The sequence below is a fragment of the Photobacterium carnosum genome, from assembly GCF_002849605.1.
Classification (GTDB): Bacteria; Pseudomonadota; Gammaproteobacteria; order Enterobacterales; family Vibrionaceae; genus Photobacterium; species Photobacterium carnosum.
On record NZ_NPIB01000026.1, the window covers coordinates 14,709 to 39,402 of the forward strand.

24 protein-coding genes are annotated in these 24,694 nt (G+C 42.8%); 10 read left to right on the forward strand and 14 right to left on the reverse strand.

Annotated features, from left to right (window positions below):
• Positions 1-100: 100 nt before the first annotated feature.
• A complete protein-coding gene (gene rpoC / locus CIK00_RS17040) occupies positions 101-4,318 on the forward strand; it encodes a DNA-directed RNA polymerase subunit beta' (RefSeq protein ID WP_101769847.1) in 4,218 nt (1,405 codons plus the stop codon).
• Positions 4,319-4,519: 201 nt separating this feature from the next.
• Here rpoC and rsd read toward each other — a convergent pair whose 3' ends face one another.
• Positions 4,520-4,999: a sigma D regulator gene (gene rsd, locus CIK00_RS17045; RefSeq protein ID WP_101769848.1), complete on the reverse strand. Its 480-nt coding sequence runs from the start codon at positions 4,997-4,999 to the stop codon at positions 4,520-4,522.
• Positions 5,000-5,147: 148 nt separating this feature from the next.
• On the opposite strand from rsd, the gene nudC reads away from it, so the two are divergent.
• Positions 5,148-5,924, forward strand: a complete 777-nt coding sequence (gene nudC, locus CIK00_RS17050) for an NAD(+) diphosphatase (protein ID WP_101769849.1) — start codon at positions 5,148-5,150, stop codon at positions 5,922-5,924.
• Between the two features lie 84 nt (positions 5,925-6,008).
• The gene (gene hemE / locus CIK00_RS17055; RefSeq protein ID WP_045038140.1) at positions 6,009-7,076 is read left to right on the forward strand and encodes a uroporphyrinogen decarboxylase; all 1,068 of its coding nucleotides are present in this window, start codon (positions 6,009-6,011) and stop codon (positions 7,074-7,076) included.
• A 199-nt stretch (positions 7,077-7,275) separates the two neighbouring features.
• On the opposite strand, the gene CIK00_RS17060 is transcribed toward hemE, so the two are convergent.
• A complete protein-coding gene (locus CIK00_RS17060) occupies positions 7,276-8,187 on the reverse strand; it encodes a D-2-hydroxyacid dehydrogenase (protein ID WP_101769850.1) in 912 nt (303 codons plus the stop codon).
• A 67-nt stretch (positions 8,188-8,254) separates the two neighbouring features.
• Here CIK00_RS17060 and CIK00_RS17065 point away from each other — a divergent pair, with 67 nt between their 5' ends.
• Both CIK00_RS17065 and brnQ read left to right on the forward strand, forming a co-directional pair.
• A complete protein-coding gene (locus CIK00_RS17065; protein ID WP_101769851.1) occupies positions 8,255-8,842 on the forward strand; it encodes a YjaG family protein in 588 nt (195 codons plus the stop codon).
• A 586-nt stretch (positions 8,843-9,428) separates the two neighbouring features.
• Entirely contained in the window at positions 9,429-10,733 is a 1,305-nt protein-coding gene (brnQ, locus tag CIK00_RS17070) for a branched-chain amino acid transport system II carrier protein (protein WP_101769852.1), read from the forward strand.
• A gap of 101 nt (positions 10,734-10,834) precedes the next feature.
• On the opposite strand, the gene CIK00_RS17075 is transcribed toward brnQ, so the two are convergent.
• On the reverse strand, positions 10,835-11,893 hold the full coding sequence (locus CIK00_RS17075) for a CNNM domain-containing protein (protein ID WP_101769853.1): 1,059 nt from the start codon (positions 11,891-11,893) through the stop codon (positions 10,835-10,837).
• Positions 11,894-12,121: 228 nt separating this feature from the next.
• Here CIK00_RS17075 and hupA point away from each other — a divergent pair, with 228 nt between their 5' ends.
• Genes hupA through CIK00_RS21365 form a run of 3 tightly spaced genes read left to right on the forward strand, consistent with a single transcriptional unit; the run spans position 12,122 to position 13,112 of the window.
• Complete coding sequence (gene hupA / locus CIK00_RS17080; protein WP_045038135.1) at positions 12,122-12,394, forward strand: nucleoid-associated protein HU-alpha; 273 nt, start codon at positions 12,122-12,124, stop codon at positions 12,392-12,394.
• Between the two features lie 43 nt (positions 12,395-12,437).
• Positions 12,438-12,917: a DUF1481 domain-containing protein gene (locus CIK00_RS17085; RefSeq protein WP_101769854.1), complete on the forward strand. Its 480-nt coding sequence runs from the start codon at positions 12,438-12,440 to the stop codon at positions 12,915-12,917.
• Positions 12,918-12,959: 42 nt separating this feature from the next.
• A complete protein-coding gene (locus CIK00_RS21365) occupies positions 12,960-13,112 on the forward strand; it encodes a hypothetical protein (RefSeq protein ID WP_167388575.1) in 153 nt (50 codons plus the stop codon).
• An 85-nt stretch (positions 13,113-13,197) separates the two neighbouring features.
• Here the strand turns inward: CIK00_RS21365 and purD are convergent, their stop codons facing one another.
• The gene (gene purD / locus CIK00_RS17090) at positions 13,198-14,484 is read right to left on the reverse strand and encodes a phosphoribosylamine--glycine ligase (protein ID WP_101769855.1); all 1,287 of its coding nucleotides are present in this window, start codon (positions 14,482-14,484) and stop codon (positions 13,198-13,200) included.
• A 135-nt stretch (positions 14,485-14,619) separates the two neighbouring features.
• On the reverse strand, positions 14,620-16,212 hold the full coding sequence (gene purH / locus CIK00_RS17095; protein ID WP_101769856.1) for a bifunctional phosphoribosylaminoimidazolecarboxamide formyltransferase/IMP cyclohydrolase: 1,593 nt from the start codon (positions 16,210-16,212) through the stop codon (positions 14,620-14,622).
• 226 nt (positions 16,213-16,438) lie between these two features.
• Here purH and zntR point away from each other — a divergent pair, with 226 nt between their 5' ends.
• Positions 16,439-16,909 carry a Zn(2+)-responsive transcriptional regulator gene (gene zntR, locus CIK00_RS17100; protein ID WP_045038131.1) on the forward strand — a complete coding sequence of 157 codons (471 nt, stop codon included), beginning with the start codon at positions 16,439-16,441 and terminating at the stop codon, positions 16,907-16,909.
• 130 nt (positions 16,910-17,039) lie between these two features.
• Complete coding sequence (gene ppnP, locus CIK00_RS17105) at positions 17,040-17,321, forward strand: pyrimidine/purine nucleoside phosphorylase (protein ID WP_036788928.1); 282 nt, start codon at positions 17,040-17,042, stop codon at positions 17,319-17,321.
• Positions 17,322-17,387: 66 nt separating this feature from the next.
• Here the strand turns inward: ppnP and CIK00_RS21560 are convergent, their stop codons facing one another.
• From CIK00_RS21560 to aroQ, 9 genes are all read right to left on the reverse strand, one after another.
• On the reverse strand, positions 17,388-17,642 hold the full coding sequence (locus tag CIK00_RS21560) for a substrate-binding domain-containing protein (protein WP_101769886.1): 255 nt from the start codon (positions 17,640-17,642) through the stop codon (positions 17,388-17,390).
• A 315-nt stretch (positions 17,643-17,957) separates the two neighbouring features.
• Entirely contained in the window at positions 17,958-18,254 is a 297-nt protein-coding gene (gene fis, locus CIK00_RS17115) for a DNA-binding transcriptional regulator Fis (protein ID WP_005372656.1), read from the reverse strand.
• Between the two features lie 23 nt (positions 18,255-18,277).
• Complete coding sequence (dusB, locus tag CIK00_RS17120) at positions 18,278-19,243, reverse strand: tRNA dihydrouridine synthase DusB (protein ID WP_152654271.1); 966 nt, start codon at positions 19,241-19,243, stop codon at positions 18,278-18,280.
• Between the two features lie 176 nt (positions 19,244-19,419).
• The gene (gene prmA / locus CIK00_RS17125; RefSeq protein ID WP_101769857.1) at positions 19,420-20,304 is read right to left on the reverse strand and encodes a 50S ribosomal protein L11 methyltransferase; all 885 of its coding nucleotides are present in this window, start codon (positions 20,302-20,304) and stop codon (positions 19,420-19,422) included.
• A 167-nt stretch (positions 20,305-20,471) separates the two neighbouring features.
• Positions 20,472-21,926 (reverse strand): sodium/pantothenate symporter, encoded by a 1,455-nt coding sequence (gene panF / locus CIK00_RS17130; RefSeq protein WP_101769858.1) that lies wholly within the window; start codon positions 21,924-21,926, stop codon positions 20,472-20,474.
• Positions 21,919-22,200 (reverse strand): YhdT family protein, encoded by a 282-nt coding sequence (locus CIK00_RS17135; RefSeq protein ID WP_101769859.1) that lies wholly within the window; start codon positions 22,198-22,200, stop codon positions 21,919-21,921. The genes panF and CIK00_RS17135 overlap by 8 nt, the downstream gene beginning before the upstream one ends.
• Before the next feature lie 178 nt (positions 22,201-22,378).
• Complete coding sequence (gene accC / locus CIK00_RS17140) at positions 22,379-23,722, reverse strand: acetyl-CoA carboxylase biotin carboxylase subunit (protein ID WP_101769860.1); 1,344 nt, start codon at positions 23,720-23,722, stop codon at positions 22,379-22,381.
• A 15-nt stretch (positions 23,723-23,737) separates the two neighbouring features.
• A complete protein-coding gene (gene accB, locus CIK00_RS17145; RefSeq protein ID WP_101769861.1) occupies positions 23,738-24,199 on the reverse strand; it encodes an acetyl-CoA carboxylase biotin carboxyl carrier protein in 462 nt (153 codons plus the stop codon).
• A 26-nt stretch (positions 24,200-24,225) separates the two neighbouring features.
• A complete protein-coding gene (aroQ, locus tag CIK00_RS17150) occupies positions 24,226-24,678 on the reverse strand; it encodes a type II 3-dehydroquinate dehydratase (RefSeq protein WP_101769862.1) in 453 nt (150 codons plus the stop codon).
• Positions 24,679-24,694: the final 16 nt, after the last annotated feature.

The following is a 24,694-nucleotide window of genomic DNA, read 5'->3' on the forward strand; positions in this document are numbered from 1 at the left end:
CTTGGGTTAGTCACCTATACTTATTAGTTACTCCGGTATAAATATGAAGGCGCCAGTAGTCCTGGCGCCTTTATGGGTCAACTCCTCACAGGAGCCGAATGTGAAAGACTTACTTAAGTTTCTGAAAGCACAACATAAGACCGAAGAATTTGATGCTATCAAAATCGGTCTAGCTTCACCTGACATGATTCGTTCATGGTCTTTTGGTGAAGTCAAAAAGCCAGAAACAATCAACTATCGTACCTTCAAGCCTGAGCGTGACGGTCTTTTCTGTGCACGTATCTTTGGCCCAGTAAAAGACTACGAGTGTCTTTGTGGCAAGTACAAGCGCTTGAAGCACCGTGGTGTGATTTGTGAAAAATGTGGTGTTGAAGTTACTCAGACTAAAGTACGCCGTGAGCGTATGGGTCACATTGAGCTTGCTTCACCTGTTGCCCACATCTGGTTCTTAAAGTCACTTCCATCTCGTATTGGTCTGTTAATGGACATGCCTCTACGTGATATCGAACGTGTACTTTACTTTGAATCATATGTCGTTATCGAACCTGGTATGACCAACCTTGAGCGTAGCCAACTGCTTTCTGAAGAGCAGTACTTGGATGCACTTGAAGAGTGGGGCGACGAGTTCGACGCGAAGATGGGCGCAGAAGCGGTTAAAGCACTTTTAGGCAATATGGACCTAAATGCTGAAATCGAAAACATGCGTGAAGAGCTAGAAGAAACTAACTCTGAAACCAAGCGTAAAAAATTAACCAAGCGTCTTAAATTGGTTGAAGCATTTCTACAGTCTGGAAACAACCCTGAGTGGATGATCCTGTCTGTACTGCCAGTATTACCGCCGGATCTTCGTCCGTTGGTACCACTAGACGGCGGCCGTTTCGCGACTTCAGATCTTAACGATCTTTACCGTCGTGTTATTAACCGTAACAACCGTCTGAAGCGTCTACTTGACCTGGCTGCTCCTGATATCATCGTACGTAACGAAAAGCGTATGTTGCAGGAATCTGTTGATGCATTACTAGATAACGGTCGTCGTGGCCGCGCTATCACAGGCTCTAACAAGCGTCCTCTAAAATCTTTGGCTGATATGATCAAAGGTAAGCAAGGTCGTTTCCGTCAGAACTTGCTAGGTAAGCGTGTTGACTACTCTGGTCGTTCTGTTATCACCGTAGGTCCATACTTACGTTTGCATCAGTGTGGTCTTCCTAAGAAGATGGCACTTGAGCTATTTAAGCCATTCATCTACGGCAAGTTAGAAGCACGTGGTCTTGCGACTACTATCAAAGCTGCTAAGAAGATGGTTGAGCGCGAAGAAGCGATTGTTTGGGATATCCTAGACGATGTTATTCGTGAACACCCAGTAATGCTAAACCGTGCACCTACATTGCACCGTCTTGGTATTCAGGCGTTTGAACCAATCCTTATCGAAGGTAAAGCGATTCAGCTTCACCCACTAGTGTGTGCGGCATACAACGCCGACTTCGATGGTGACCAGATGGCGGTTCACTTGCCATTGACACTAGAAGCGCAGCTTGAAGCGCGTGCTTTGATGATGTCTACCAACAATATCCTTTCACCTGCATCAGGTGATCCGATCATCGTACCTTCTCAGGACGTTGTATTGGGTCTTTACTACATGACGCGTGATCGTATTAACGCGAAAGGTGAAGGTATGTACCTTGCTGGACCAGCGGAAGCTGAGAAAGCATACCTTACTAAGACGGCAGAGCTTCACGCTCGCGTTAAAGTACGTATTACCGAATTTGTGAAAGATGAGCAGGGTAACTTCGTCGAGAATACTGGACTAGTTGATACTACTGTTGGTCGTGCAATGCTATGGCCTATCGTTCCTAAAGGTCTGCCATTTAGTCTTGTAAACACTGAAGCACTTGGTAAGAAGCAGATTTCTATGCTTCTTAACACTTGTTACCGTACGTTGGGCATGAAAGATACTGTTATCTTTGCTGACCAAATTATGTATACAGGTTTTGCTTACGCGGCACTTTCTGGTGTATCTGTTGGTATCGACGATATGGTTGTACCTGCGGCTAAGTACACTAAGATCGCTGAAGCTGAAGCAGAAGTTGCTGAAATTCAAGAACAGTTCCAGTCAGGTCTTGTGACTGCTGGTGAACGTTACAACAAAGTTATCGATATCTGGGCTACAGCCAACGAACAAGTTGCTAAAGCGATGATGGATAACCTGTCTTTTGAAACTGTTATTAACCGTGACGGCGAAGAAGTACAGCAAAAATCGTTCAACAGTGTATACATGATGGCCGATTCTGGTGCGCGTGGTTCTGCTGCACAGATTCGTCAGTTAGCAGGTATGCGTGGTCTGATGGCTAAGCCGGATGGCTCAATCATCGAAACGCCGATCACTGCAAACTTCCGTGAAGGTCTAAACGTACTCCAGTACTTTATCTCTACTCACGGTGCTCGTAAGGGTCTTGCGGATACAGCACTTAAGACAGCGAACTCCGGTTACCTAACGCGTCGTCTAGTTGACGTTGCACAAGACGTAGTTATTACAGCAGATGACTGTGGTACTTACGCTGGTATTACCATGATGCCTCTTATCGAGGGTGGTGATGTTAAGGAACAACTAGGTGATCGTGTTCTAGGTCGTGTTGTTGCTGAAGACGTTCTACTTCCTGGTACAGACGAAGTTCTAGCGCCACGTAATACACTTCTTGATGAGAAGTGGTGTGAGATTCTAGAATCGAACTCTGTTGACCAAGTTAAAGTACGTTCTGTTGTAACGTGTGAAAACGACTTTGGTTGTTGTAAGTTCTGTTACGGTCGTGACCTTGCTCGTGGTCACCTGATTAACTCAGGTGAAGCAGTAGGTGTTGTTGCCGCTCAGTCTATCGGTGAACCTGGTACACAGCTTACAATGCGTACGTTCCACATCGGTGGTGCGGCATCAGCAGCAGCAGCAGATAATAAGATCGTAGTGAAAACTACTGGTTCTATGAAGCTGCATAATGCGAAGTTCGTAACTAACAATGCTGGTAAGCTTGTAATTACTTCACGTGCATCTGAGCTAAGTATCATTGATAAGCTTGGTCGTACGAAAGAAAACTACAAACTGTCTTACGGTACGTTGCTAACTAAAGGTGATGGCGCCGAGGTTGTTGCTGGTGAAACAGTAGCAAACTGGGAAGCTCACACTATGCCAATCATCACTGAAGTGGCTGGTCGTATCCAGTTCGTTGATATGATTGATGGCGTAACAGTTTCTCGTCAAACAGATGATCTTACAGGTCTATCTTCAAGCGAAGTAACTGATGCAGCGGCACGTCCAGCGGCAGGTAAAGATATGCGTCCAGCTATCAAACTTGTTGATGCTGATGGTCACGATGTAATGATCCCTGGTACTGATATGCCAGCTCAATACTTCCTACCAGGTAAGGCTATCGTTCAGCTTGATGACGGCGCAATGGTTGGTATCGGTGATACATTATCTCGTATTCCACAGAAATCTAGTGGTAACCGAGATATCACGGGTGGTCTACCACGCGTAGCTGACTTGTTCGAAGCGCGTAAGCCTAAAGAACCAGCTATCTTGGCTGAAATTACTGGTGCAGTATCGTTCGGTAAAGAGACTAAAGGTAAGCGTCGTTTAATTATCACGCCAACTGATGGTCAGCCGTACGAAGAGATGATCCTGAAGCATCGCCAACTTAACGTTTTCGAAGGTGAAAAAGTTGAGAAGGGTGACGTAATTGCCGATGGTCCTGAAACTCCGCACGATATTCTACGTCTACGTGGTGTTCACGCAGTAGCAGAATACATCGTTAACGAAGTACAGGAAGTTTACCGTCTACAAGGCGTTAAGATTAATGATAAGCACATTGAGACTATCATTCGTCAAATGCTACGTAAGGTAACTATCACTGTTTCTGGTGACTCTGACTTCCTAGAAGGCGAGCAAGTTGAATTCTCTCGCGTAACGATTGCTAACCGTCAGCTTGAAGCTGAAGGTAAGACATTAGTAAGCTTCACTCGTGACTTACTAGGTATTACTAAAGCATCGCTTGCGACTGAGTCATTCATCTCAGCAGCATCGTTCCAGGAAACAACACGTGTACTAACAGAAGCAGCTGTTTCTGGTAAGCGTGATGAGCTTCGTGGTCTGAAAGAAAACGTAATCGTGGGTCGTTTGATCCCTGCGGGTACAGGTTTCTCTTATCACCTACGTCGCCAGAATCAACGTAATGTTGAACTGGAGCCAGTAGCACCACAAGTTGATGCAGAGCAAGCCTCTCAAGACTTAGCGGCACTATTGAATGCAGGTCTTAACGACGAGAATTAATTCTTATCGTGACTGATTCTAAAAGGCATCCTTCGGGGTGCCTTTTTTATTGGCTGCGATTTAAGGTTTAGTTTTGGCGGAGTTAGAAAGTGGGAAAAATGATCCCGAGGTGCGAGGTGGTAGATTTTATTCGACATGAGAAATAGGTGGCAGCAAGGTCACTGCCACAATAATAAATGATATTGCTATTACTGCTGGTGGTTAAGCTCCGGGTGGGCAAGCAAGACTATCACTGATTAATTCAATCAACTTATCTTCTAGCGCAAAGCGTGATTCCATTAATTCACCAATTTTTGATAAGTCACCATCAAGAGTTTCTAATGGATTATTATCATTGATGGCACCGTAGCGATCATTGAAATTTAATAAGGGTTCGGTGGTTAGGGTGATTTTTGCATAAAGTGCAGACATTTCTTCTGTTGGCGAAAAGCCTGTTTGATGCCAGCGTGCCATTACGTTATCGTAAATCTTGAAGTGACCTGCTGAAATATAATCAACGAGATCTTCACTAAATAAACATAGTTTGGACGCGGTAGGTAGATGACGATTATCATCATTGGGAGTGATACCGATTAGCTTACAGTAATCGATCAGAAGTTGCTGGCGCATCATTAGCCATTGATCAATAACATCGTTATGGCCGCCCCATTCTTTTTTAACTTGTTCAAATTTACTAAGCATGAGCACATCCTCATGATCTATCAGCATCTTAATTAGATGCTTGTGCGATCTGGCTCTTGATACAAGAGATATGATTTCGGATAAATATTCCGTTTCATGATTAGATTGCCAGTAAATTTACGCCGCTGCAAGGATGAAAGTAATAAAAATGTTAAAAAATGAGAATCTGGCTTATTGGTGTGTGACTAGAAATGGCAAGTTATTGTTACAAAACGGCTGTTTGCCTTTATGTTCAAGTGAACAGCTCATATATAGCACAATAACTAAACGAATTATTGGTTATTTTGACTCAATACCTGTGTATTGGTTGATTGCAGAAAGTGGTTTTGATGAGGCTGATTTCTTTAATTTAAGGCTATTACTGGCTGGTGATAGTACGTTATTTGCTTTAGCTGGTAGATCTATTCAACTTGCGTATATGCAGCAAAGTCAGCGCTTTTGTTGTCATTGTGGGCATAAGCTGCAATTAGATGCCAACGTGCTAGCGATGCATTGCTCAGATTGTGACAGTGTGCATTATCCATGCGTATCGCCTTGTGTCATTGTGGCTGTTCGCAAAGGTAACCAATTGTTATTAGCTCAGCATCCTCGTCATAAAACGGGGATGTATACCGTGATTGCGGGGTTTATTGAACCGGGTGAAACCGCTGAGCAATGTGTCGCGCGTGAAGTATTAGAAGAAACTGGGATAATGGTTAACAATATTCGTTATTTTGATAGTCAACCGTGGGCATTTCCATCTAATTTAATGCTGGGGTTTACCGCTGACTACGCTGGTGGTGAGATCAAACCTGATTATGAAGAATTAACCGATGCAATGTGGGCCACCGCTGAGCAGTTACCTGAGATTGCACCTGTAGGTACTATTGCGCGACGACTTATCGACAACACCTTGATGTTGAATGATGAAAACGATATGCATTAATCAAAGGTTGGCAAATAATTGCACTCGGTTGTTAAGATTAATGAGTGTTACAATATGATTCAGAATTAACCCGTGGAGTCTCAAATGAGCGAATTAAAGAATGACCGCTATCTACGTGCGTTGCTGAAGCAACCTGTAGATTGCACACCTGTATGGATGATGCGTCAGGCTGGACGTTACTTACCTGAGTATCGTGCAACACGTGGTGTTGCTGGTGACTTCATGTCGCTATGTAAAAATGCTGAATTAGCCAGTGAAGTAACGCTTCAACCTTTGAAGCGTTTTCCGTTGGACGCTGCGATTTTATTTTCTGATATTTTGACCATTCCAGATGCAATGGGATTGGGATTGTATTTTGAAGCTGGTGAAGGTCCTAAATTTAGTCACCCAATTACTTGTAAAGCTGACGTTGAACGTATTGGCGTACCTGATCCTGAAGGTGAATTGCAATATGTGATGAATGCAGTCCGTCAGATTCGTCATGATTTGCAAGGTGAAGTACCCTTAATTGGTTTCTCTGGTAGTCCATGGACACTGGCGACATACATGGTTGAAGGTGGTAGCTCTAAAGCTTTCACTAAGATCAAAAAGATGATGTACGCTGAGCCTCAAACATTACATCTATTGCTAGATAAACTGGCTGATAGTGTGGTTGAATATTTAAATGCTCAAATCAAAGCCGGTGCGCAAGCGATAATGGTATTTGATACGTGGGGTGGTGTCTTAACCCCTCGCGATTACAATGAGTTCTCATTGCGTTACATGCATAAAATCGTCGATGGTTTAATTCGTGAGAATGATGGTCGTCGTGTGCCCGTAACACTATTTACTAAAAATGGTGGTATGTGGTTAGAGCAAATTGCAGCGACGGGTTGTGATGCGATTGGCCTAGATTGGACGATTGATATTCGCGATGCTAAACGTCGTGTTGGCGATAAAGTTGCCCTTCAAGGTAATATGGATCCATCGGTACTTTACGCTCAACCTGAACGTATTCGCCAAGAAGTTGCTTCTATTCTAGACGGCTTTGGTGATACAGGTACTGGTCATGTATTTAATTTAGGCCATGGTATTCACCTTGATGTACCGCCTGAAAATGCAGGCGTGTTTGTTGATGCTGTACATGAGCTATCGAAGCCATACCACAAATAATTATCACTTTAGAAGTACGTTTTAAACGGGGTATTTCTTTTGCGGCTGATAAAAAACCACGCCTTTTGGGTGTGGTTTTTTTTTGTCATTATTTAATGGGAATTAAAAAGGCGCACAAGTAAAGCAGGATCTTACTAGGATCGTTATTGTTATTGATATGTAAATTACTGATATCATTAATGCTTAGTGGTCTAATGTATTAGTAACCTCTTTTAAAATCAATGAGATAGTTAAGTTTTTGCTGTTGTTGAAAATGGAAGTAGTTGGCTTTAAATATCGTAAACACTTGTTCTGGGAAGCTTTCTGCTGCGATGTGTGGCGTAAGAGTGATCTTTGGGTGACGCCAGAATGGATGATCTGTTGTGAGCGGTTCTGTTTTGAAGACATCAATAAAAGCATGACAGAGATATTGTTGCTCAAGTGCAATTAATAGTCCTTTCTCATCCACGGCATTACCACGACCAACGTTAAAAAATAGCGCATTTTTGCAATGACTAAAGCGATCTTGATCAAAAAGATCATCGGTGTTTGTGGTCGCCGGTAAAATGGAAACGACATAGTCTGCTTGAGTAAGAGCAGTGTTTAAGGCTGTGATGGCATAGGTTTTCTGAAAATCCGCGCTGGCAGTGATACCGCTGCGGTTAACGCCAATGATATGGCAGCCAAACACCGCTCCAACTTTGGCTAAATGCTGGCCTATGGTGCCTGTGCCGATAATCACCATGGTTTTACCCGCCATGGATTGATAAGGATGTGATTGCCAATGTGATTGCTGTTGTTGCAGTTTATAACGAGGAAAATGACGCTGGTGGTTGAGAATGTGACCCAAGATATACTCGGCGATCAGAGGGCCAAAGATCCCGCGAATATTGGTGAGTCGATAATCTTGTCTTATCTCGGGTTTAATGAGCGCGTCAATACCTGCATAAGTGGATTGTAGCCATTGTAAATGTGGATATTCAGCTAAATGAGGGGCGACTAAAGGCGGATCCGCAAGCAAGACGGTGGCTTGTTGTGGATCTTCGGTTATTTCCAGTTGTGGTAGCTGTGCGTTAGTCAGTAATTGTACATAACGCTGCTGTTGACGTGAGACGATCTTAACTTTGATCATGCTTTTCCTTTTGTAGCCTTCGTTTATCAAGTAAACTTCAACCTAAATCACTACTGTAGATTATCCCATGCTTAAGAATCCAATCCAGTTACGTTTAGAAAAATTAGAACCTTGGCAACATCTGACTTTTATGGTGTCGTTATGTGAGCGTATGTATCCTAACTATGCTTTTTTCTGTGCAGAAACACAGTTTACAGATGGCCAACGTTACCGAGTGATCTTAGATAGTGTGTGGGAGATCCTCACGATTAAAAGTGCCAAAATTAACTTTGAAGGCCAGCTTGAAAAGTTGGAAGACATGGTACCAAGTGAAAATGATTACGATCTGTATGCTGTACGTCCAGCGATTGATGCTTGTGTAGCACTTGCGGATCTTTTACATGCGATGTTAGATCGTGATCTGATGCTGGAAACCGTGGTTAAGTTAAGTGCTTTATCTGCAGAAACCGTGGCGGATTTAGAGTCTGCGCAAACAGGCATTGAAATTACTAATGAAAATCAAAAAGAAAATGAAGCGGTATGTGCTGAGTGGGATACTCAGTGGGAAATTTTCCGTGCTTTAAAAGAAGCGGAAGGCCGTGATATTGATTTGATTAAAGACTTACGTGCTGAATTGCGTGATGAGCCAATTAGTAATATAGGTATTGAATTGTAATTAGCCATTAAATGGTTAAATAAAAAAAGAAGCCAATGGGCTTCTTTTTTTTTGCCAGTGTTATTTTATTGTTCAATATGTTGCTTAATCATTATTTGAACTGTAATGAATAAGTGAGCTTAGTGACGTAATAACTAGACATTATAATTTTTATGTTAATTATTTGTTTAATTCGCATTAGTTGTTTATGCTATTTCTAAGTTTAAAAAGCAGTGAATATGACTGGTTATAGAGTGAACTTTACGCCATTCCACTTATTTTATTTTGGCTATTGTAATTGTAGCCCGTTGGCGTTTATAACATAACTATTGCGTAGCACGTAAGCTATGACATTCGTGGTCTGTTGGTTAGAAGGAGCAAGTATGAAATATTCTATCGTAAACACTGTTGTATCTTGCTTCAGTCCTACAATTGTTGCTAATAGCAAATCAATAACTACTTCGCTCCTCCTGCTCTCTTTGAATCTTATTCAAGGCTGACAGGCCATACCCGTTTTTCTGTCAGCTTGTGAGCAAGTCGGCAGGATAAACCACTCTACATCCCGTCTCGCTTTCTCCAAGCTGCAAAGTAATTATCAAGGAATACTATGTTAAGTACCCGTAATATCGCCGCCTTAGGCTTCATGACTTTTGCCATGTATTTAGGTGCTGGAAATTTAATTTTCCCGCCCTATTTAGGTTATCAGGCAGGGGATAATTTTCTCTCTGGTATGGCGGGTTTTTTATTAACGGGGGTCGGTTTACCTGCTATAGCATTAGTGATTGTGGCTTGGGTGCGTGGCTCTGATAACTTAACCGCCGCGTTACCGAAACCGCTAGCAACAGGATTTTGGGTGATGCTGTTTATCGTAATTGGCCCTGCTTTTATTATTCCTCGTACTATTACTGTTGCGTATCAATTTAGCTTGGCACCGTTTATTGGCGATAGTGGCTTAGTTCCATTTTCTATTGTGTTCTGTTTAGCGGCAATTTTATTTTCGTTATATCCGGCTAAGTTAGTCGATACCTTAGGTAAGTGGCTGACACCTGTGCTGTTGACGATTTTAACCATTATGGCGATAGTCGCACTATTGTACCCATCAGGTCAGGTTGAAGTGCCATCAGGACCTTATGTGACGGACGCGATGGCTGAAGGTATGACGCAAGGTTATATGACGATGGATGCCTTGGGTTCAATTGGTTTTGGTTGGGTGATTTTCAGAGCAATTGAAAGTATGGGGGTTAAGTGTCCTAAAGCTATCGCGAAATATACTTTTATTGCCGCAATTATGTATGCAACAGCAATGGCTCTAGTGTATTTATCGCTGGCATATATTGGCGTGACCAGTGCTAATTTAGGGACTGATTTCTCAAATGGTGGCGAAATTCTTACTGCCTTTACGCATGCTCATTTTGGTGCTTTTGGTACTATGATTTTGGGTGTAGTGTTGGTACTAGCGTGTTTGACTACCGCGATTGGAGTGACAACCGCAGGCAGTGAATTTTACAGCCGTAGCTTTAGTAAAGTAACTTACCCTAAAAGTGTCTGGGTGATCATGGTGCTATCAGGTTTGATTGCTAATGTTGGTTTAGCGCAGTTATTAGAGGTGACATTACCGGTTGTGGTAGCACTGCACCCTATTGCGATTGCGTTGTTAATGATTGCACCATTGCGTCACCAATTATCGCAAACTGCGGTATTAACCGTTATGGCAACGGCGGCGGTATTTGGTTGTATTGATGCGGCTCATATTCTTGGCGTGATGCCAACAGCGGTTGATAACGCTTTAACTGCGCATTTACCGTTATATCATTATTATGCTGGCTGGATCTTACCAACGGTAGTGGTATTGGTGGTTGGTTGGACTGTTAGTCGCATGAGTGGCTATAGTTATTGCGTGGATAATAATTAATCTATAAATCGTGATTATCGATTGCGGTTATAATGAAATAACAACAATAAAAAAGGGACCGTAATGGTCCCTTTTTTTGTGGCTAGTATTAATGATGTTGATTACATATCATCATCATTATTTTCAATCATCTTATGTTTTTTCTTCCACTTGTCCCAACGTTGATAAGCCAGTTGCTGCATGTCAGTATTTTTATCGGCTTCATCAACAATTTCTTCGCCGACTAAACTTTCAAAAATATCTTCCAGTGTTACAAGGCCTTGCACAGTACCGTATTCATCAACGATAAGGATTAACTGTGAACGCTCTTTCATTAAGCGCTCAAATGCTTTTGGGACACTAACATTATTCATGATCACGGGTAAGGGACGCATTAGTGATCCCAGTTCTTGACCACCTTTACCCGCTTGGCTTTCTGCAAACAGTTCTAAGCGGTGGACGAAGCCGACGATGTTATCACTTTGTTCGTTGAATATTAACGGACGAGAGAAGGGACTGCTTTTATATTTGTCTAAAAATTCGTTGATGGTTTGCTCGGCATTGACGCGGAATAATACCGGACGTGGGGTCATTATCTTGGTGACGCTAACATCTTTAAATTGTAGCAGGTTGGTTAGGATTTTAGACTCACCAGCACCCAATTCGCCTGATTCATGGGCTAGCATCGCCATCGCTGATAATTCATCACGTAGTTTGGGTTGGACATGACCATGAGCAAGACGACGGGTTATTTGTTCCGAAACCCATACTAATGGCATTAATAAGATCACCATCCAACGTAATATTATGGCACTGGTTGGCGCTAATTGACGCCAGTAAGTTGCACCGATTGTTTTTGGAATAATTTCTGACAGTAATAAAATACCAACGGTCAATGCGCCTGAGAATACTCCCAACCACTCACTACCAAAGACGACGGTTGCTTGTGCGCCTGCTGTTGCTGCACCGACGGTATGAGCGACAGTATTTAGGGTTAGAATTGAGGCTAAGGGTCGATCTATATTATTTTTGAGTGCGGCAAGTTTAGCTGCTGAGGGGTGGTTTTGTTGACGTAAAGTGCCGATATATCCCGGCGAAATACTCAATAAAACCGCTTCTAAAACGGAACAAATAAACGACACCCCTATTGCTACAGAGATGTAAATCGTAAGCAGTACCATATCAACCTGTCAATTAATCAGCGAATTTCGGCTATATTAATCGGGGCTAGTGGAAATAAAAACAACTCTTTTTTGAATGTTATTAGTAACATTTTGTGAACTTTAGCTCAGTTTATGGTTAAAGAGTCTCCATTTAGACAGATAAAAGCCGACAAACCTTTGCCACATGGGCTTCTTTTGAATTAGAGTTGGACAGTATTAAGCCCAAAACCTTAGAAGGGAAACCTAATGAACAAGACCCAACTGATTGACCTGATCGCAGAAAAAGCAGACTTGTCTAAAGCACAAGCAAAATTAGCATTGGAAGCTACTCTTGAAGGCGTTACTGATGCGCTTAAAGATGGTGACCAGGTTCAACTAATTGGCTTTGGTACATTTAAAGTGAATCATCGTGCAGCACGCATTGGCCGTAATCCACAAACAGGTGCGGAAATTCAAATTGCTGCGGCTAACGTACCTGCGTTCGTTTCGGGCAAGGCACTTAAAGACGCGTTAAAGTAATTGAAAATAGCGCCAGTTTGCATTAGCGGCTGGCGTTTTTTTTATGACACGTATAACGCTTTCTCTGGCGGTTGTATTTTTACTTACAGGCTGTGCGGCAAGCGACATGGCTGAAAATGCAGTAATTACGCCAAAAACTATCACTGTTGCTCAAATGGCAACTGATGGTCCTCATTTTTATTGGTATACCTTCCGTCCTAATCTACCTATAAAGCTCAGTGAGCGTGTTTTTACCTCAACTCAAGGGCAATATCAGGCTAACTATCGTTGGCGTTCAGGACGGCTGTTTGAGCTCTATCAACAGGGTCAGCAACATATCGATGGTTCTCTGGTTCCATTCCAATTGCAATTACGATTTGATAGCCACGGTTTAGCGGTGTTTCAGCGTTATCAGCAAGGGAAAAATATCATTCCACTAACTAACGCTAAAATTGACAAATTACGTCAGCAAGCGAAAGTACTGGCAGCCACCGTCGAACAACTGTCTGATCATCAGCAAACGTGGGTTCAAGGGCATTGGTAACAACAGCAGTTTATTCCTTGTCAGCAACAACAGCCGGTAGAGGTGATTGCTCAATCCACCGCTGATAAATTATCGGGTCAGGGGTATATGGCGGTAAATGGTAAGTTACAACAGCAGCAATTGGTGGTTGATGATGTGTTATTGCAACGCCAACAGCAACAGTGTTTGGTGGCACCCAATTTATTGAAAGACTGATTCGCAACAATACTGGTTGATGAATAATATTAGTTATAAAAAAACGCGCCTTGAGAGCGCGTTTTTTAGAATTGAAGTATGGGGTTTATTGTTCGCGAGCAATGGCACGATAACCAATATCATCACGATGGAACATGCCATTCCATGAGATTTGCTGTGCTAACGCATAAGCACGTTGCTGAGCGGCTAGAACTGTATCACCCATCGCCGTGGCACATAATACTCGCCCACCGTTAGTCACTACATCACCGTGAGCATTATTGGTTGTACCTGCATGAAAGATTTTCTCTCCCGCTCGCTCTTGCTGAGGTAAGCCGCGAATAATATCGCCTTTTTGATAATCAGCAGGATAGCCGCCAGCGGCTAGTACGATCCCAATAGCCGCGCGTGGATCCCATTTTGATTCAACACTATCAAGTTTGCCATCAATTGCCGCTAAACAAAGCTCAACTAAATCAGACTGCATCCGTAGCATAATCGGTTGGGTCTCAGGATCACCAAAACGGCAGTTGTATTCAATCACTTTCGGGGTGCCGTCAGCCATTACCATTAAGCCCGCATAAAGAAAACCTGTGTAAGGTGCACCTTCTGCTGCCATACCTTCAACTGTCGGGTAAATCACTTCTTTCATTACGCGATCATGAATTTCCTGCGTAACAACGGGCGCTGGTGAGTAAGCGCCCATGCCGCCAGTGTTTGGGCCTGTGTCGGCATTACCGACACGCTTATGATCTTGGCTGGTGGCCATTGGCAATACATTCTTACCATCGACCATGACGATAAAGCTAGCTTCTTCGCCATCAAGGAACTCTTCAATAACGACCCGATGTCCCGCTTCACCAAAGGCATTGCCTGCAAGCATATCGCGGACGGCAGCTTCTGCTTCTTGTTCTGTCATGGCGACAATCACGCCTTTACCTGCGGCTAAGCCATCGGCTTTAACTACAATTGGTGCGCCTTTTTGTTTTAGGTAAGCCAAGGCGGGTTCGATTTCAGTAAAGTTTTGGTAATCAGCGGTTGGAATGTTGTGGCGAGCTAAAAAATCTTTAGTGAACGCTTTAGAACCTTCAAGTTGCGCAGCGGCTTGAGTCGGGCCAAAAATGGCTAATCCAGCAGTACGAAAGGCATCAACAACACCAAGAACGAGTGGAACTTCGGGGCCAACAATCGTCAGTTCAATGTGGTTGTTCTGCGCAAACTCAACTAAACCCGTAATATTCTCAACGCTAATATCGATATTTTCTAATGTAGGTTCAAGAGCAGTACCAGCATTACCTGGGGCAATAAATATTTTTTCAACATCAGGGTTTTGTGCCACTTTCCAACCCAGTGCATGTTCACGGCCGCCATTACCAATAATTAGTACTTTCATCATTTTCCCTTTGAGTGCTGCGCTAAAATTAAACGTTAAGAATGTTGTCGTTGATGAGGTGCTACGGTATTACATTAACGTAATATATTCAGACCCTTGATTGAGAATCTGAATATATTTATTGGTTACAAAGTATTAATGGCGGAAGTGACGCATGCCCGTAAAGACCATTGCCATGCCATGTTCATCTGCTGCGGTAATTACTTCATCATCACGCATAGAGCCGCCCGGTTGAATCACACAAGTAATACCCGCTGCTGCGGCGGCGTCAATACCATCACGGAACGGAAAGAAAGCATCGGATGCCATCACGCTACCCGCGACTTCTAGATTTTCATCGGCGGCTTTAATACCCGCAATTTTAGCTGAATACACGCGGCTCATTTGACCTGCGCCGACACCAATTGTCATATTGCCTTTTGCATATACAATCGCGTTAGATTTAACGTATTTAGCTACTTTCCAGCAGAAGAGAGCATCACGTAACTCATCCGCCGTTGGTTGGCGTTGTGATACCACCGTTAGATCGTCTTGCGATACCATGCCTTGATCGCGATCTTGAACCAGTAAACCACCGTTAACGCGCTTAATATCAAAGCCTGTGGTTTTGGTTGACCATTCGCCACACTCAAGTAAACGCAGGTTTTTCTTGGCTGCGATAATCGCAGTCGCTTGGGCTGATATTTTCGGTGCAATGATCACTTCAACAAATTGACGATCAACAATCGCTTGTGCGGTTGCCGCGTCAAGTTCGCGGTTGAACGCAATAATGCCGCCAAAGGCAGAGGTTGGATCGGTTTTATAAGCACGATCGTAAGCTTCAAATAAGTTATCACCTAAAGCCACCCCACATGGATTGGCGTGTTTTACAATCACACAAGCGGGAAGATCGAATTCTTTGACACACTCAAGTGCCGCGTCAGTATCGGCAATATTATTGTATGACAGTGCTTTGCCTTGCAGTTGCGTTGCGGTTGCTACTGAGGCTTCTTGTGGATGTGCTTCAACATAGAATGCGGCTGTTTGGTGGCTGTTTTCACCGTAGCGCATGTCTTGTTTTTTCTCGAACTGTTGATTGAAAGTGCGGGGGAATGTTGACTCTTGGTCACCTTCTTTGTTATCGCCGTAAGAAGGCACCATCGTACCGAAGTAGTTAGCAATCATACCATCGTAGGCGGCAGTATGCTCAAACGCAACAATGGCTAAATCAAAGCGAGTAGCATGGCTTAGTGAACCATCATTGGCGCTCATTTCTGTAAGAACACGATCATAATCATCAACATTAACCACAATTGTGACATCTTTATGGTTTTTAGCGGCTGAGCGCACCATGGTTGGCCCGCCAATATCAATATTTTCGACCGCATCTTCTAAACTGCAATTTGGGTTAGCAACAGTTTCAGCAAACGGATAGAGGTTAACGACCACCATATCAATCGGATTAATACCGTGTTGTGCCATGATTACGTCATCAATACCACGACGGCCTAAAACGCCACCGTGTACTTTTGGGTGAAGGGTTTTGACGCGACCATCCATCATTTCAGGAAAACCGGTGTAGTCAGAAACTTCAGTGACTTGAATGTTTTGTTCTGCAAGTAAACGAGCGGTACCACCCGTAGATAAAATTTCTACACCACGGTTGGCGAGGGCATGAGCGAATTCAACAATACCAGTTTTGTCGGATACGCTAAGCAGCGCACGGCGAATAGGACGAACGTTTTCCATTGCTACCATCTCTCTAATACACAGTGAATAGGATATTTTTCAATACCAATCCGCAGGGATTAGATTGGCGTTGAGAAATATCCTCGGCTAAAATCGAGCAAAGCTAAGAATTAGTAAACGATATGTATCAATCTGATGCCTATTCTACATGAATATTGCTATTGCGCAAACGTTTGCTATTTGAGTGTGATCACTGAAATATTGAGTTACTCGAAAGGACGTTTAAATGTATTTAATAGGACAACTAGCAAAATTATGTAATGTCAGTAGTGATACATTACGTTTTTATGAAAAGAATGGGTTGATTGAACCTGCGGGTCGAAGTGACAGTGGTTATCGTCTCTACAGTGAGGATGATTTATCACGGGTTAAATTTATTTTACGGGCGAAAGCGATCGGTTTGAGTCTCGGTGAAATATGTGAGTTATTGGATATTCGACTTGAAGCAAGTCAACATAGTTGTGCTGAAGTTAAAGCGATCACGCAGGCTAAATTAGATGAAGTGGATAGTAAAATTGCTGAACTACAACGGATCCGTGGCGCTTTAAAAAAGATCAATGACGCTTGTTGTGGTCATCGTAATGATGACGCTAGCCATTGCTCTATTCTTGGCGCGTTAAATTACAGCGATGATATGGCGAATCCTGAAGTAAAACCTGAGCCTTGTCATTTAGGTCAATGTCATTGTGATGATTAATCACTTGTCGTATTTTTGACATTATCAATCATATTTTTGATGAATATTTATCGTTAGTGGTTCATTTGAAATTGTGATAGTTTTTGGGCTTAGAAGATTTGCTTTACCTGTTTAGCAATAAGGAAATTCAATGTTAAAAGTGAATGAATATTTTGATGGCCAAGTAAAATCTGTTGGATTTGAATCAGCCGGTGATCATGCCAGTGTTGGTGTGATGGTTGCGGGTGAATATACGTTTTCGACCGCTGCCCCTGAGCGTATGACTGTCGTAAAAGGTGAGCTTACCGTAAAACTTCCAGGTCATGTTGATTGGGAAACCTATGGTGCTGGTGATGATTTTGAAGTTCCTGGTGATAGCGCATTCCACGTTAAAGTGACCAAAACTACAGCTTACTTATGTGACTACCTATAAGTTGCCTTAAGCCGATTAGTCAGTAAAAAAGCTTCGTTACGACGAAGCTTTTTTTATGGGTTACGTTTAAGCAGAGTCGCGGCAAATAAGTTTTGGTGCGAGAATTAAACGTTGAATGTCAGTATTATTGTTATTCATTTTTGAAAGTAAGCGCTTACCTGCTTGTTGGCCAATTTCTCTTACTGGCGAGCTTACAACGGTCAGTGATGGCTGAATTAATGTAGCTTTTGCAATATCATCAAAGCTAATGATTACCTTTGATATGCGACATGTTTGATTTGTTCTTGGTTTAATGTATGTTTTATGTTGTGTCAGTGCAATATAAGGAAGTTACGCATGAATCAGTGCAATAATTGTCAATCATATGATATTGAACGAGTACGCCGTAAATTTTATCAACGCTTTTTTATTCGACGTGTTATTCAGTGTCGTCAATGCGATTATGTGCAGAAATTTTTTAAGTACGATTTTTTAAATAAATCGAATACGGCTGAAAATAAATAATAATGAGCCGCTAAATCACAACGAAATAATAGTGTAATAATATGCTGATTAATCTGTTCTTTCGATAACGAAAAAGCCCATTTCATCGTGATGATGAAATGGGCTTTTTTACAATCATTAAACCAAATTGGTTTAGTTCATGCCATATTTCTTTAGTTTCTTACGTAGCGTACCACGGTTGATACCCATCATGGTTGCAGCGCGAGTTTGGTTACCGCGAGTGTACTGCATAATGGTGTCTAGTAGTGGTTGTTCAACTTCTGCAAGCACAAGCTCGTACAGATCGTCGACTTCCTGACCATTTAATTGAGCAAGGTAGTTTTTAAGGGATGCCTTCACTGAATCACGTAATGGTTTCTGTGTGATTTGGTCTTGTGAAGTTACAGTTGTAACTGTTAACGCTTCGGAAGTCAGATTTTGTTCGAACATAATTCTGTAAGCTCTTCTAGTATTTATGCAACGTTTTCGAAGTAGCCTTGCAGCGCATCGATTTGCTGTTGAGCATCCTCGAGTGCGTTGAAGGTCCGGCGGAAATCACCTGCTGGTGCATGCTCTTTCAAATACCAAGACACGTGTTTACGTGCAATGCGTAATCCTAGGTAATCACCATAAAATTGATGAAGTGCCTTAACATGCCCCAACATAATTTCGCTGATTTCGTCTATTGACGGTGCAGCGAGGTGTTCACCGGTTGTTAAGTAATGGTGGATTTCTCTAAAAATCCACGGCTTCCCTTGTGCAGGTCGGCCAATCATTAGAGCGTCGGCACCCGTATAATCGAGTACAAAGCGTGCTTTCTCCGGGCTATCGATATCACCGTTAGCAATAACTGGGATCGAGATGGCTTGTTTCACCGCTCTAATGTAGTCATATTCCGCTTCACCTTTGTACATGCAAGCCTTGGTACGTCCATGAAGGGCGAGGGCTTGTATGCCGCATTGTTCGGCGAGTTTGGCTATGTTGACACAGTTCCGATTATCGAGATCCCAGCCAGTACGGGTTTTAAGCGTAACGGGAACATCTACTGCGTCCACGACGGTACGAAGAATATCTTCGATAAGGTGGGGATATTGCAGTAGTGCAGAACCTGCTAATCGTTTATTTACTTTCTTGGCTGGGCATCCCATATTGATATCGATGATTTGCGCACCGTTTTCAACACTGAATTGCGCAGCTTCGGCCATCAATTTTGGATCAGCACCTGCTATCTGAACCGAACGAATCCCTGATTCACCTTCATGAACCATACGATTGAGCGATTTAGACGTTTTCCAGAGGTCTGGATTCGACGACATCATCTCGCTAACAGCCATGCCTGCGCCGTAGCGAAGGCATAATTCACGAAATGGCCGATCGGTCACACCCGCCATTGGCGCGACTATCAGTTGGTTTTTAAGTTGATATGGACCGATATGCAAAATGTCTCTACCTGACTGTGCCAGTAAGGGCGCGCATTTTACGCATTTTTTACGCTGCTGAAAAGGCCAATAATTGAGCATGATGATTTTGTTTGTCAAAATCGCATGATTTTCAATCAATTGACACTCTAAATTAATTAATAATAATCAACAGCAGCAACCAATTACCATGATTTTTATGCTTTATGACCAGAGATACGACACCATTCTTCGCGTGTCATTACTGGATCTAATGTGATTTCATCGCTGTAATAGGTCGAAACATCTTCAGCTTGGCTTTCAAGTACACCTGAGATTGCTAGGTCGCCACCATTTTTCACTAAGCTCTTAATCACTGGTGATAATTCACGCAATGGACCGGCTAGAATGTTAGCAACAACGACATCTGCTTGAATGCCTTGTGGTTGATCTTGTGGTAGGTATAGCTCTAGATCGCCAGAAACACCATTGCGTTCAGCGTTATCACGAGAAGCTAAAATAGCTTGTGGGTCGATATCAATACCGATTACTTTTGCTGCGCCTAACTTAAGTGCTGCAATGGATAAAATACCTGAACCACAGCCAAAATCGATCACAGTTTTACCGACTAAATCTTGACCGTCTAACCACTCAAGACATAATGATGTAGTTGGGTGAGTACCTGTACCAAATGCTAAACCTGGATCTAACAGTACATTGACGGCTTCAGGGTCTGGTGTTTCATGCCAGCTAGGGCAAATCCACAAACGGCGACCAAAACGCATTGGGTGGAAATTATCCATCCATTCACGTTCCCAATCTTTATCTTCTAACTGCTCGATTTTGTAAGCAAAATCATCAGCAATTAGTGGGCTATTTTTTAGCATGTTCAGCACGAAATCCATGTCGGCTTCAGCATCATACAAACCAATCACATCAGTATCGCCCCATAAACGGGTTTCGCCTGGCATAGGCTCGAAAACTGGCGTGTCTTGTGCATCAAGGAAAGTGGCGGATAGAGCACCAGTCTCTTCCATTAGCATGTCGCCAATTGCTTCTGCGTTTTCTGCAGTAGCGTTCAGTTTAATTTGAATCCAAGGCATGGGTTATTCGCTTATTTTGTGACTACTTGAACATAGGGGGCGCAGTCTAGCATGAAATTTCACCAATCCCCATTAGCAGATGCTAAACAATCTATAAAAAAAAGAGAGTATCTGCTGATACTCTCTTTTTTATTTTTAGTTATGTTAGCTAAATTAATAGGCAAAAATCAGTTAACGTCGGCGATTTTCGGTTTATTAGGACGGACATAACTGCCGATAATAAAGGCGATTAGACCTATAATTAATGTCGGCACGATGGCATGCATACCTCCCATATCGGGTTTGCCTAATGACAGCGCTAGGTAAGTGCTCAGTCCAACAATCATTGATGCAAAAGCGCCAGTTGCAGATGCTTTTTCCCAATAGAGTCCCAATACTAAAGGCCACAGGAATACAGCTTGTAAGCTACCAAAGGCTAATAAGTTGAGCCAGATGATCATATTCGGTGGGTTCATTGCCGCCACAAAAACCAATGCTGAGAAAATAGCAGTTACCAATAATGATAATTTAGGTAACTTGGTTTCAGCGGCTTCACCCTCGGCAATTTTAGGATTGATATAATTAATATATAAATCTTTAAGTAAGGTTGCAGACGCTTGAATTAATTGAGAATCAATGGTCGACATAATTGCTGCCATTGGGCCTGCTAAGAATATTCCTGCAACTGCTGGTGGTAATACTGTCACCATTAAGATTGGCATGATCTGATCGGGACTGGCGATATTTGGCACGATAGCGCGGCCTAGCGCACCGGCTAAATGCATTCCAAACATTAGTAGCGCGACCATAATAGTACTGATCACCATTCCTTTGTGCAGTGAGCGACTGTCTTTATAAGACATGCAGCGTACTGCGGCGTGAGGTAAACCGATAACCCCAAAACAGACCAGAATCCAAAAGCTCAGCATAAATGGTTGGCTTAAAAAGTGGTGGGGGCCATAAGGGGAGACTAATGCTGGATCAATACTATGCAGTTTGGTGACGAGAGCCCCAATACTACCACCAGTATGAACGATCCCAACTAGCAGCGCGATCGTACCAATGATCATCATGATCCCTTGAATGGTATCTGTCATGACTACCGCTCTAAAGCCACCAATGGTGGTATAGAGGCCGACAGTGATAGCAAATAGCATTAGGCCATGGGTATAAGATAACCCCGTTACTGTTTGTAATAATCGGGCTCCACCAACAAATTGGACAACCATGGTGCCAAAAAAGGCCAGTAGTAGTGACAAGGAAGCAAAGATCACCACGCCCTTATGTTGGTAGCGAGCGTATAAAATATCATTGAGGGTTAACGCATTATGGCGTCGAGATTCAATCGCAAATTTTTTACCCAGCACACCTAAGGTTAACCATGCTGCGGGAAGTTGGATCATGGCGAGTAATACCCAGCCTAACCCCATTTTATAAGCGGCACCCGGTCCGCCAATAAAAGTACTAGCACTAGCATAAGTGGCAGCAAGGGTCATTGCTAATACAAATCCTCCCATACTGCGGCCACCAACAAGGTATTCAGTAAGAAAGTTACCTTTGCTTTGAAAACGGCGGGTATAAAGTGCGACGCCAAAAACAGCGGCTAAATACAACACTAAAGGAATGATAAGTTGGCTATTCATGTGGTTTATCGTCTGTTATTTCAAGCGGGAGATCGCGGTAAATAAATTTCACCATTAAGGCACACAGAATGGTAAAAACAATTGGGCCGATAATGCATGACAGTAGAAACCATAATGGGAACCCAAAATAGAGAGTAGGCATGCTGAGATCATTAATGGCGGGGGCAAACCCATAGGCGGAAACATACCACCAAAGAAAATAAGCTAACGCGAGTCCTATCGCCCAGCGCGCTTCTTTATGCGCTTGACGGTAGCGAGCAGAAAGCGTTTTCATGCGGTTTCTCCAGTTATTATTAGTAAAGGACTGATCAGTGATAGTCATCAAAAAAGGGCGCTATTGTGGCAAAAGATAGGGCTTTATGCCACGTCTAGTATGCAGCGTATAAAATGTGCTGATGTTCAAAATAAAAAAGGCCACCCTTAGGCAGCCTTTTTAACGTTAAATAACGTTATTACTGTAAACCAAGCTTCTTCTCAAGGTAGTGGATGTTAGCACCACCTTTTTTGAAGTTTTCATCAGTCATAATTTCTTGATGAAGTGGAATATTTGTTTTGATACCGTCAATGATTAATTCACTTAATGCATTACGCATACGTGAGATCGCAACGTCACGGTTTTCACCATACGCAATCAACTTACCGATCATTGAATCATAGTAAGGCGGGACAGTGTAGCCAGTGTAGATGTGTGATTCCCAGCGAATACCCATGCCACCTGGCGAGTGGAAACGCGTGATAGTGCCAGGGCAAGGTAAGAAGCGCACTGGATCTTCAGCATTAATACGGCATTCAACAGCGTGGCCGCGAATTTGAATGTCTTTTTGGCTAAATGATAATGGTTGACCAGCTGCAATACGTAATTGCTCTTTAATTAGATCAATACCCGTTATCATTTCAGTGACTGGGTGTTCAACTTGAATACGGGTGTTCATTTCAATGAAGTAGAACTCACCATTTTCATAAAGAAATTCAAACGTACCAGCGCCACGGTAATTGATTTCTAAACATGCACGCGTACAACGTTCACCGATGTATTTACGCATTTCTTCAGTAATACCTGGTGCTGGTGCTTCTTCAACCACTTTTTGGTGGCGACGTTGCATTGAACAGTCACGCTCACCTAAATGGATTGCACCACCTTGGCCGTCAGCAAGGATTTGTACTTCAATATGACGTGGGTTTTCAAGGTATTTTTCCATGTAAACCATGTCATTATTAAAGCAAGATTTTGCTTCCGCACGGGTCATGGCAATCGCTTCAGTCAGTTCATTTTCAGAACGTACAACACGCATACCACGACCACCGCCGCCACCAGAGGCTTTAATGATAACTGGGTAACCAATACGTTTAGCGAAAGATTTGTTTTTCGCTTCATCGTCATCAAGTGGACCATCAGAGCCTGGTACACAAGGTACACCGGCTTTTTTCATGGCGCTGATCGCTGAAACTTTATCGCCCATTAGACGAATAGTTTCTGCTTTAGGGCCAACAAAAACAAAACCTGAACGTTCAACTTGTTCTGCAAAATCAGCATTTTCAGATAGGAAACCGTAGCCAGGGTGAATCGCTACTGCGCCTGTGATTTCTGCTGCACTGATAATACGAGGAATATTAAGGTAACTATCGATACTACGAGCGGGACCAATACAAACGGATTCATCTGCTAATAGTACGTGTTTAAGATCACGGTCAGCGGTTGAGTGAACCGCAACGGTCTTAATACCTAATTCTTTACATGCGCGAAGAATTCGAAGTGCAATTTCACCTCGATTCGCAATTACTAATTTGTCTAACATAGCCAGGAGCCTCGATTACTCGATGATTACAAGCGGTTGGTCGAATTCAATTGCATCGCCTTCTTGAGCAAGAATAGCAATAACTTTACCTGCTTTATCTGCTTGAATTTGGTTCATCATTTTCATTGCTTCAACGATACATAGTGTATCGCCAATGTTGACTGATTGACCTACTTCAGCAAAGTTCTTTGCTTCTGGGCTTGGTGCACGGTAGAACGTACCGACCATTGGAGAAAGAATTTGATGACCTGGTGCAACAGCAGGCGCTGTTGGTGCTTGGAATGTTGCAGGTGTTTCCACGACAGGTGCTGCTTGAACAGGTGCAGCCATAGGGGCAACAGCATACTGTTGTGGCATTGCTGATGCAGGCACATTACGACTGATTCGAACTGACTCTTCACCTTCAGAAATTTCTAACTCTGCAATACCAGATTCTTCAACCAGTTCAATTAGCTTCTTAATTTTACGAATGTCCATTATTTTTCTCTTTATATATTGTTCAGTTAGCTATCAGCATGCAGGCGATTAACTGCTGCCTGTAGGGCGAATTCATAACCGTCTGGGCCAAGGCCGCAAATCACTCCAACGGCTTTATCCGATAAGTAAGAGTGATGACGAAAAGGTTCACGTGCGTGAACGTTAGATAAATGTATTTCAATAAACGGAATAGCAACTCCAAGTAAGGCATCACGAATAGCAATGCTAGTGTGAGTGAAAGCTGCTGGGTTTATTATAATAAAATCCACGTTAGCGTAAGCTTGGTGAATAGCATCAATTAACTCATGTTCTGCATTTGATTGAATGTGTTCTAATGTCACACCTAAATCGATGGCTTTAGTCGTTAATTTATGAACCAGTTGCGTCAGTGTTTGCTGACCATAATGTTCAGGCTCACGTATACCTAGTAAATTTAGGTTAGGTCCATTAATCAATAAAATGCGTTTAATGGTTGGCATTTTGAGGTCTCATCAC

Coding starts and splice junctions, on each gene's coding strand:
- rsd (WP_101769848.1), bottom strand. CDS start 4,999: ATGCTTAGTAAATTTGAACAAGTTAAAAAAGAATGGGGCGGCCATAAC.
- nudC (WP_101769849.1), top strand. CDS start 5,148: ATGTTAAAAAATGAGAATCTGGCTTATTGGTGTGTGACTAGAAATGGC.
- hemE (WP_045038140.1), top strand. CDS start 6,009: ATGAGCGAATTAAAGAATGACCGCTATCTACGTGCGTTGCTGAAGCAA.
- CIK00_RS17060 (WP_101769850.1), bottom strand. CDS start 8,187: ATGATCAAAGTTAAGATCGTCTCACGTCAACAGCAGCGTTATGTACAA.
- CIK00_RS17065 (WP_101769851.1), top strand. CDS start 8,255: ATGCTTAAGAATCCAATCCAGTTACGTTTAGAAAAATTAGAACCTTGG.
- brnQ (WP_101769852.1), top strand. CDS start 9,429: ATGTTAAGTACCCGTAATATCGCCGCCTTAGGCTTCATGACTTTTGCC.
- CIK00_RS17075 (WP_101769853.1), bottom strand. CDS start 11,893: ATGGTACTGCTTACGATTTACATCTCTGTAGCAATAGGGGTGTCGTTT.
- hupA (WP_045038135.1), top strand. CDS start 12,122: ATGAACAAGACCCAACTGATTGACCTGATCGCAGAAAAAGCAGACTTG.
- CIK00_RS17085 (WP_101769854.1), top strand. CDS start 12,438: ATGACACGTATAACGCTTTCTCTGGCGGTTGTATTTTTACTTACAGGC.
- purD (WP_101769855.1), bottom strand. CDS start 14,484: ATGAAAGTACTAATTATTGGTAATGGCGGCCGTGAACATGCACTGGGT.
- purH (WP_101769856.1), bottom strand. CDS start 16,212: ATGGAAAACGTTCGTCCTATTCGCCGTGCGCTGCTTAGCGTATCCGAC.
- zntR (WP_045038131.1), top strand. CDS start 16,439: ATGTATTTAATAGGACAACTAGCAAAATTATGTAATGTCAGTAGTGAT.
- ppnP (WP_036788928.1), top strand. CDS start 17,040: ATGTTAAAAGTGAATGAATATTTTGATGGCCAAGTAAAATCTGTTGGA.
- fis (WP_005372656.1), bottom strand. CDS start 18,254: ATGTTCGAACAAAATCTGACTTCCGAAGCGTTAACAGTTACAACTGTA.
- prmA (WP_101769857.1), bottom strand. CDS start 20,304: ATGCCTTGGATTCAAATTAAACTGAACGCTACTGCAGAAAACGCAGAA.
- panF (WP_101769858.1), bottom strand. CDS start 21,926: ATGAATAGCCAACTTATCATTCCTTTAGTGTTGTATTTAGCCGCTGTT.
- CIK00_RS17135 (WP_101769859.1), bottom strand. CDS start 22,200: ATGAAAACGCTTTCTGCTCGCTACCGTCAAGCGCATAAAGAAGCGCGC.
- accC (WP_101769860.1), bottom strand. CDS start 23,722: ATGTTAGACAAATTAGTAATTGCGAATCGAGGTGAAATTGCACTTCGA.
- accB (WP_101769861.1), bottom strand. CDS start 24,199: ATGGACATTCGTAAAATTAAGAAGCTAATTGAACTGGTTGAAGAATCT.
- aroQ (WP_101769862.1), bottom strand. CDS start 24,678: ATGCCAACCATTAAACGCATTTTATTGATTAATGGACCTAACCTAAAT.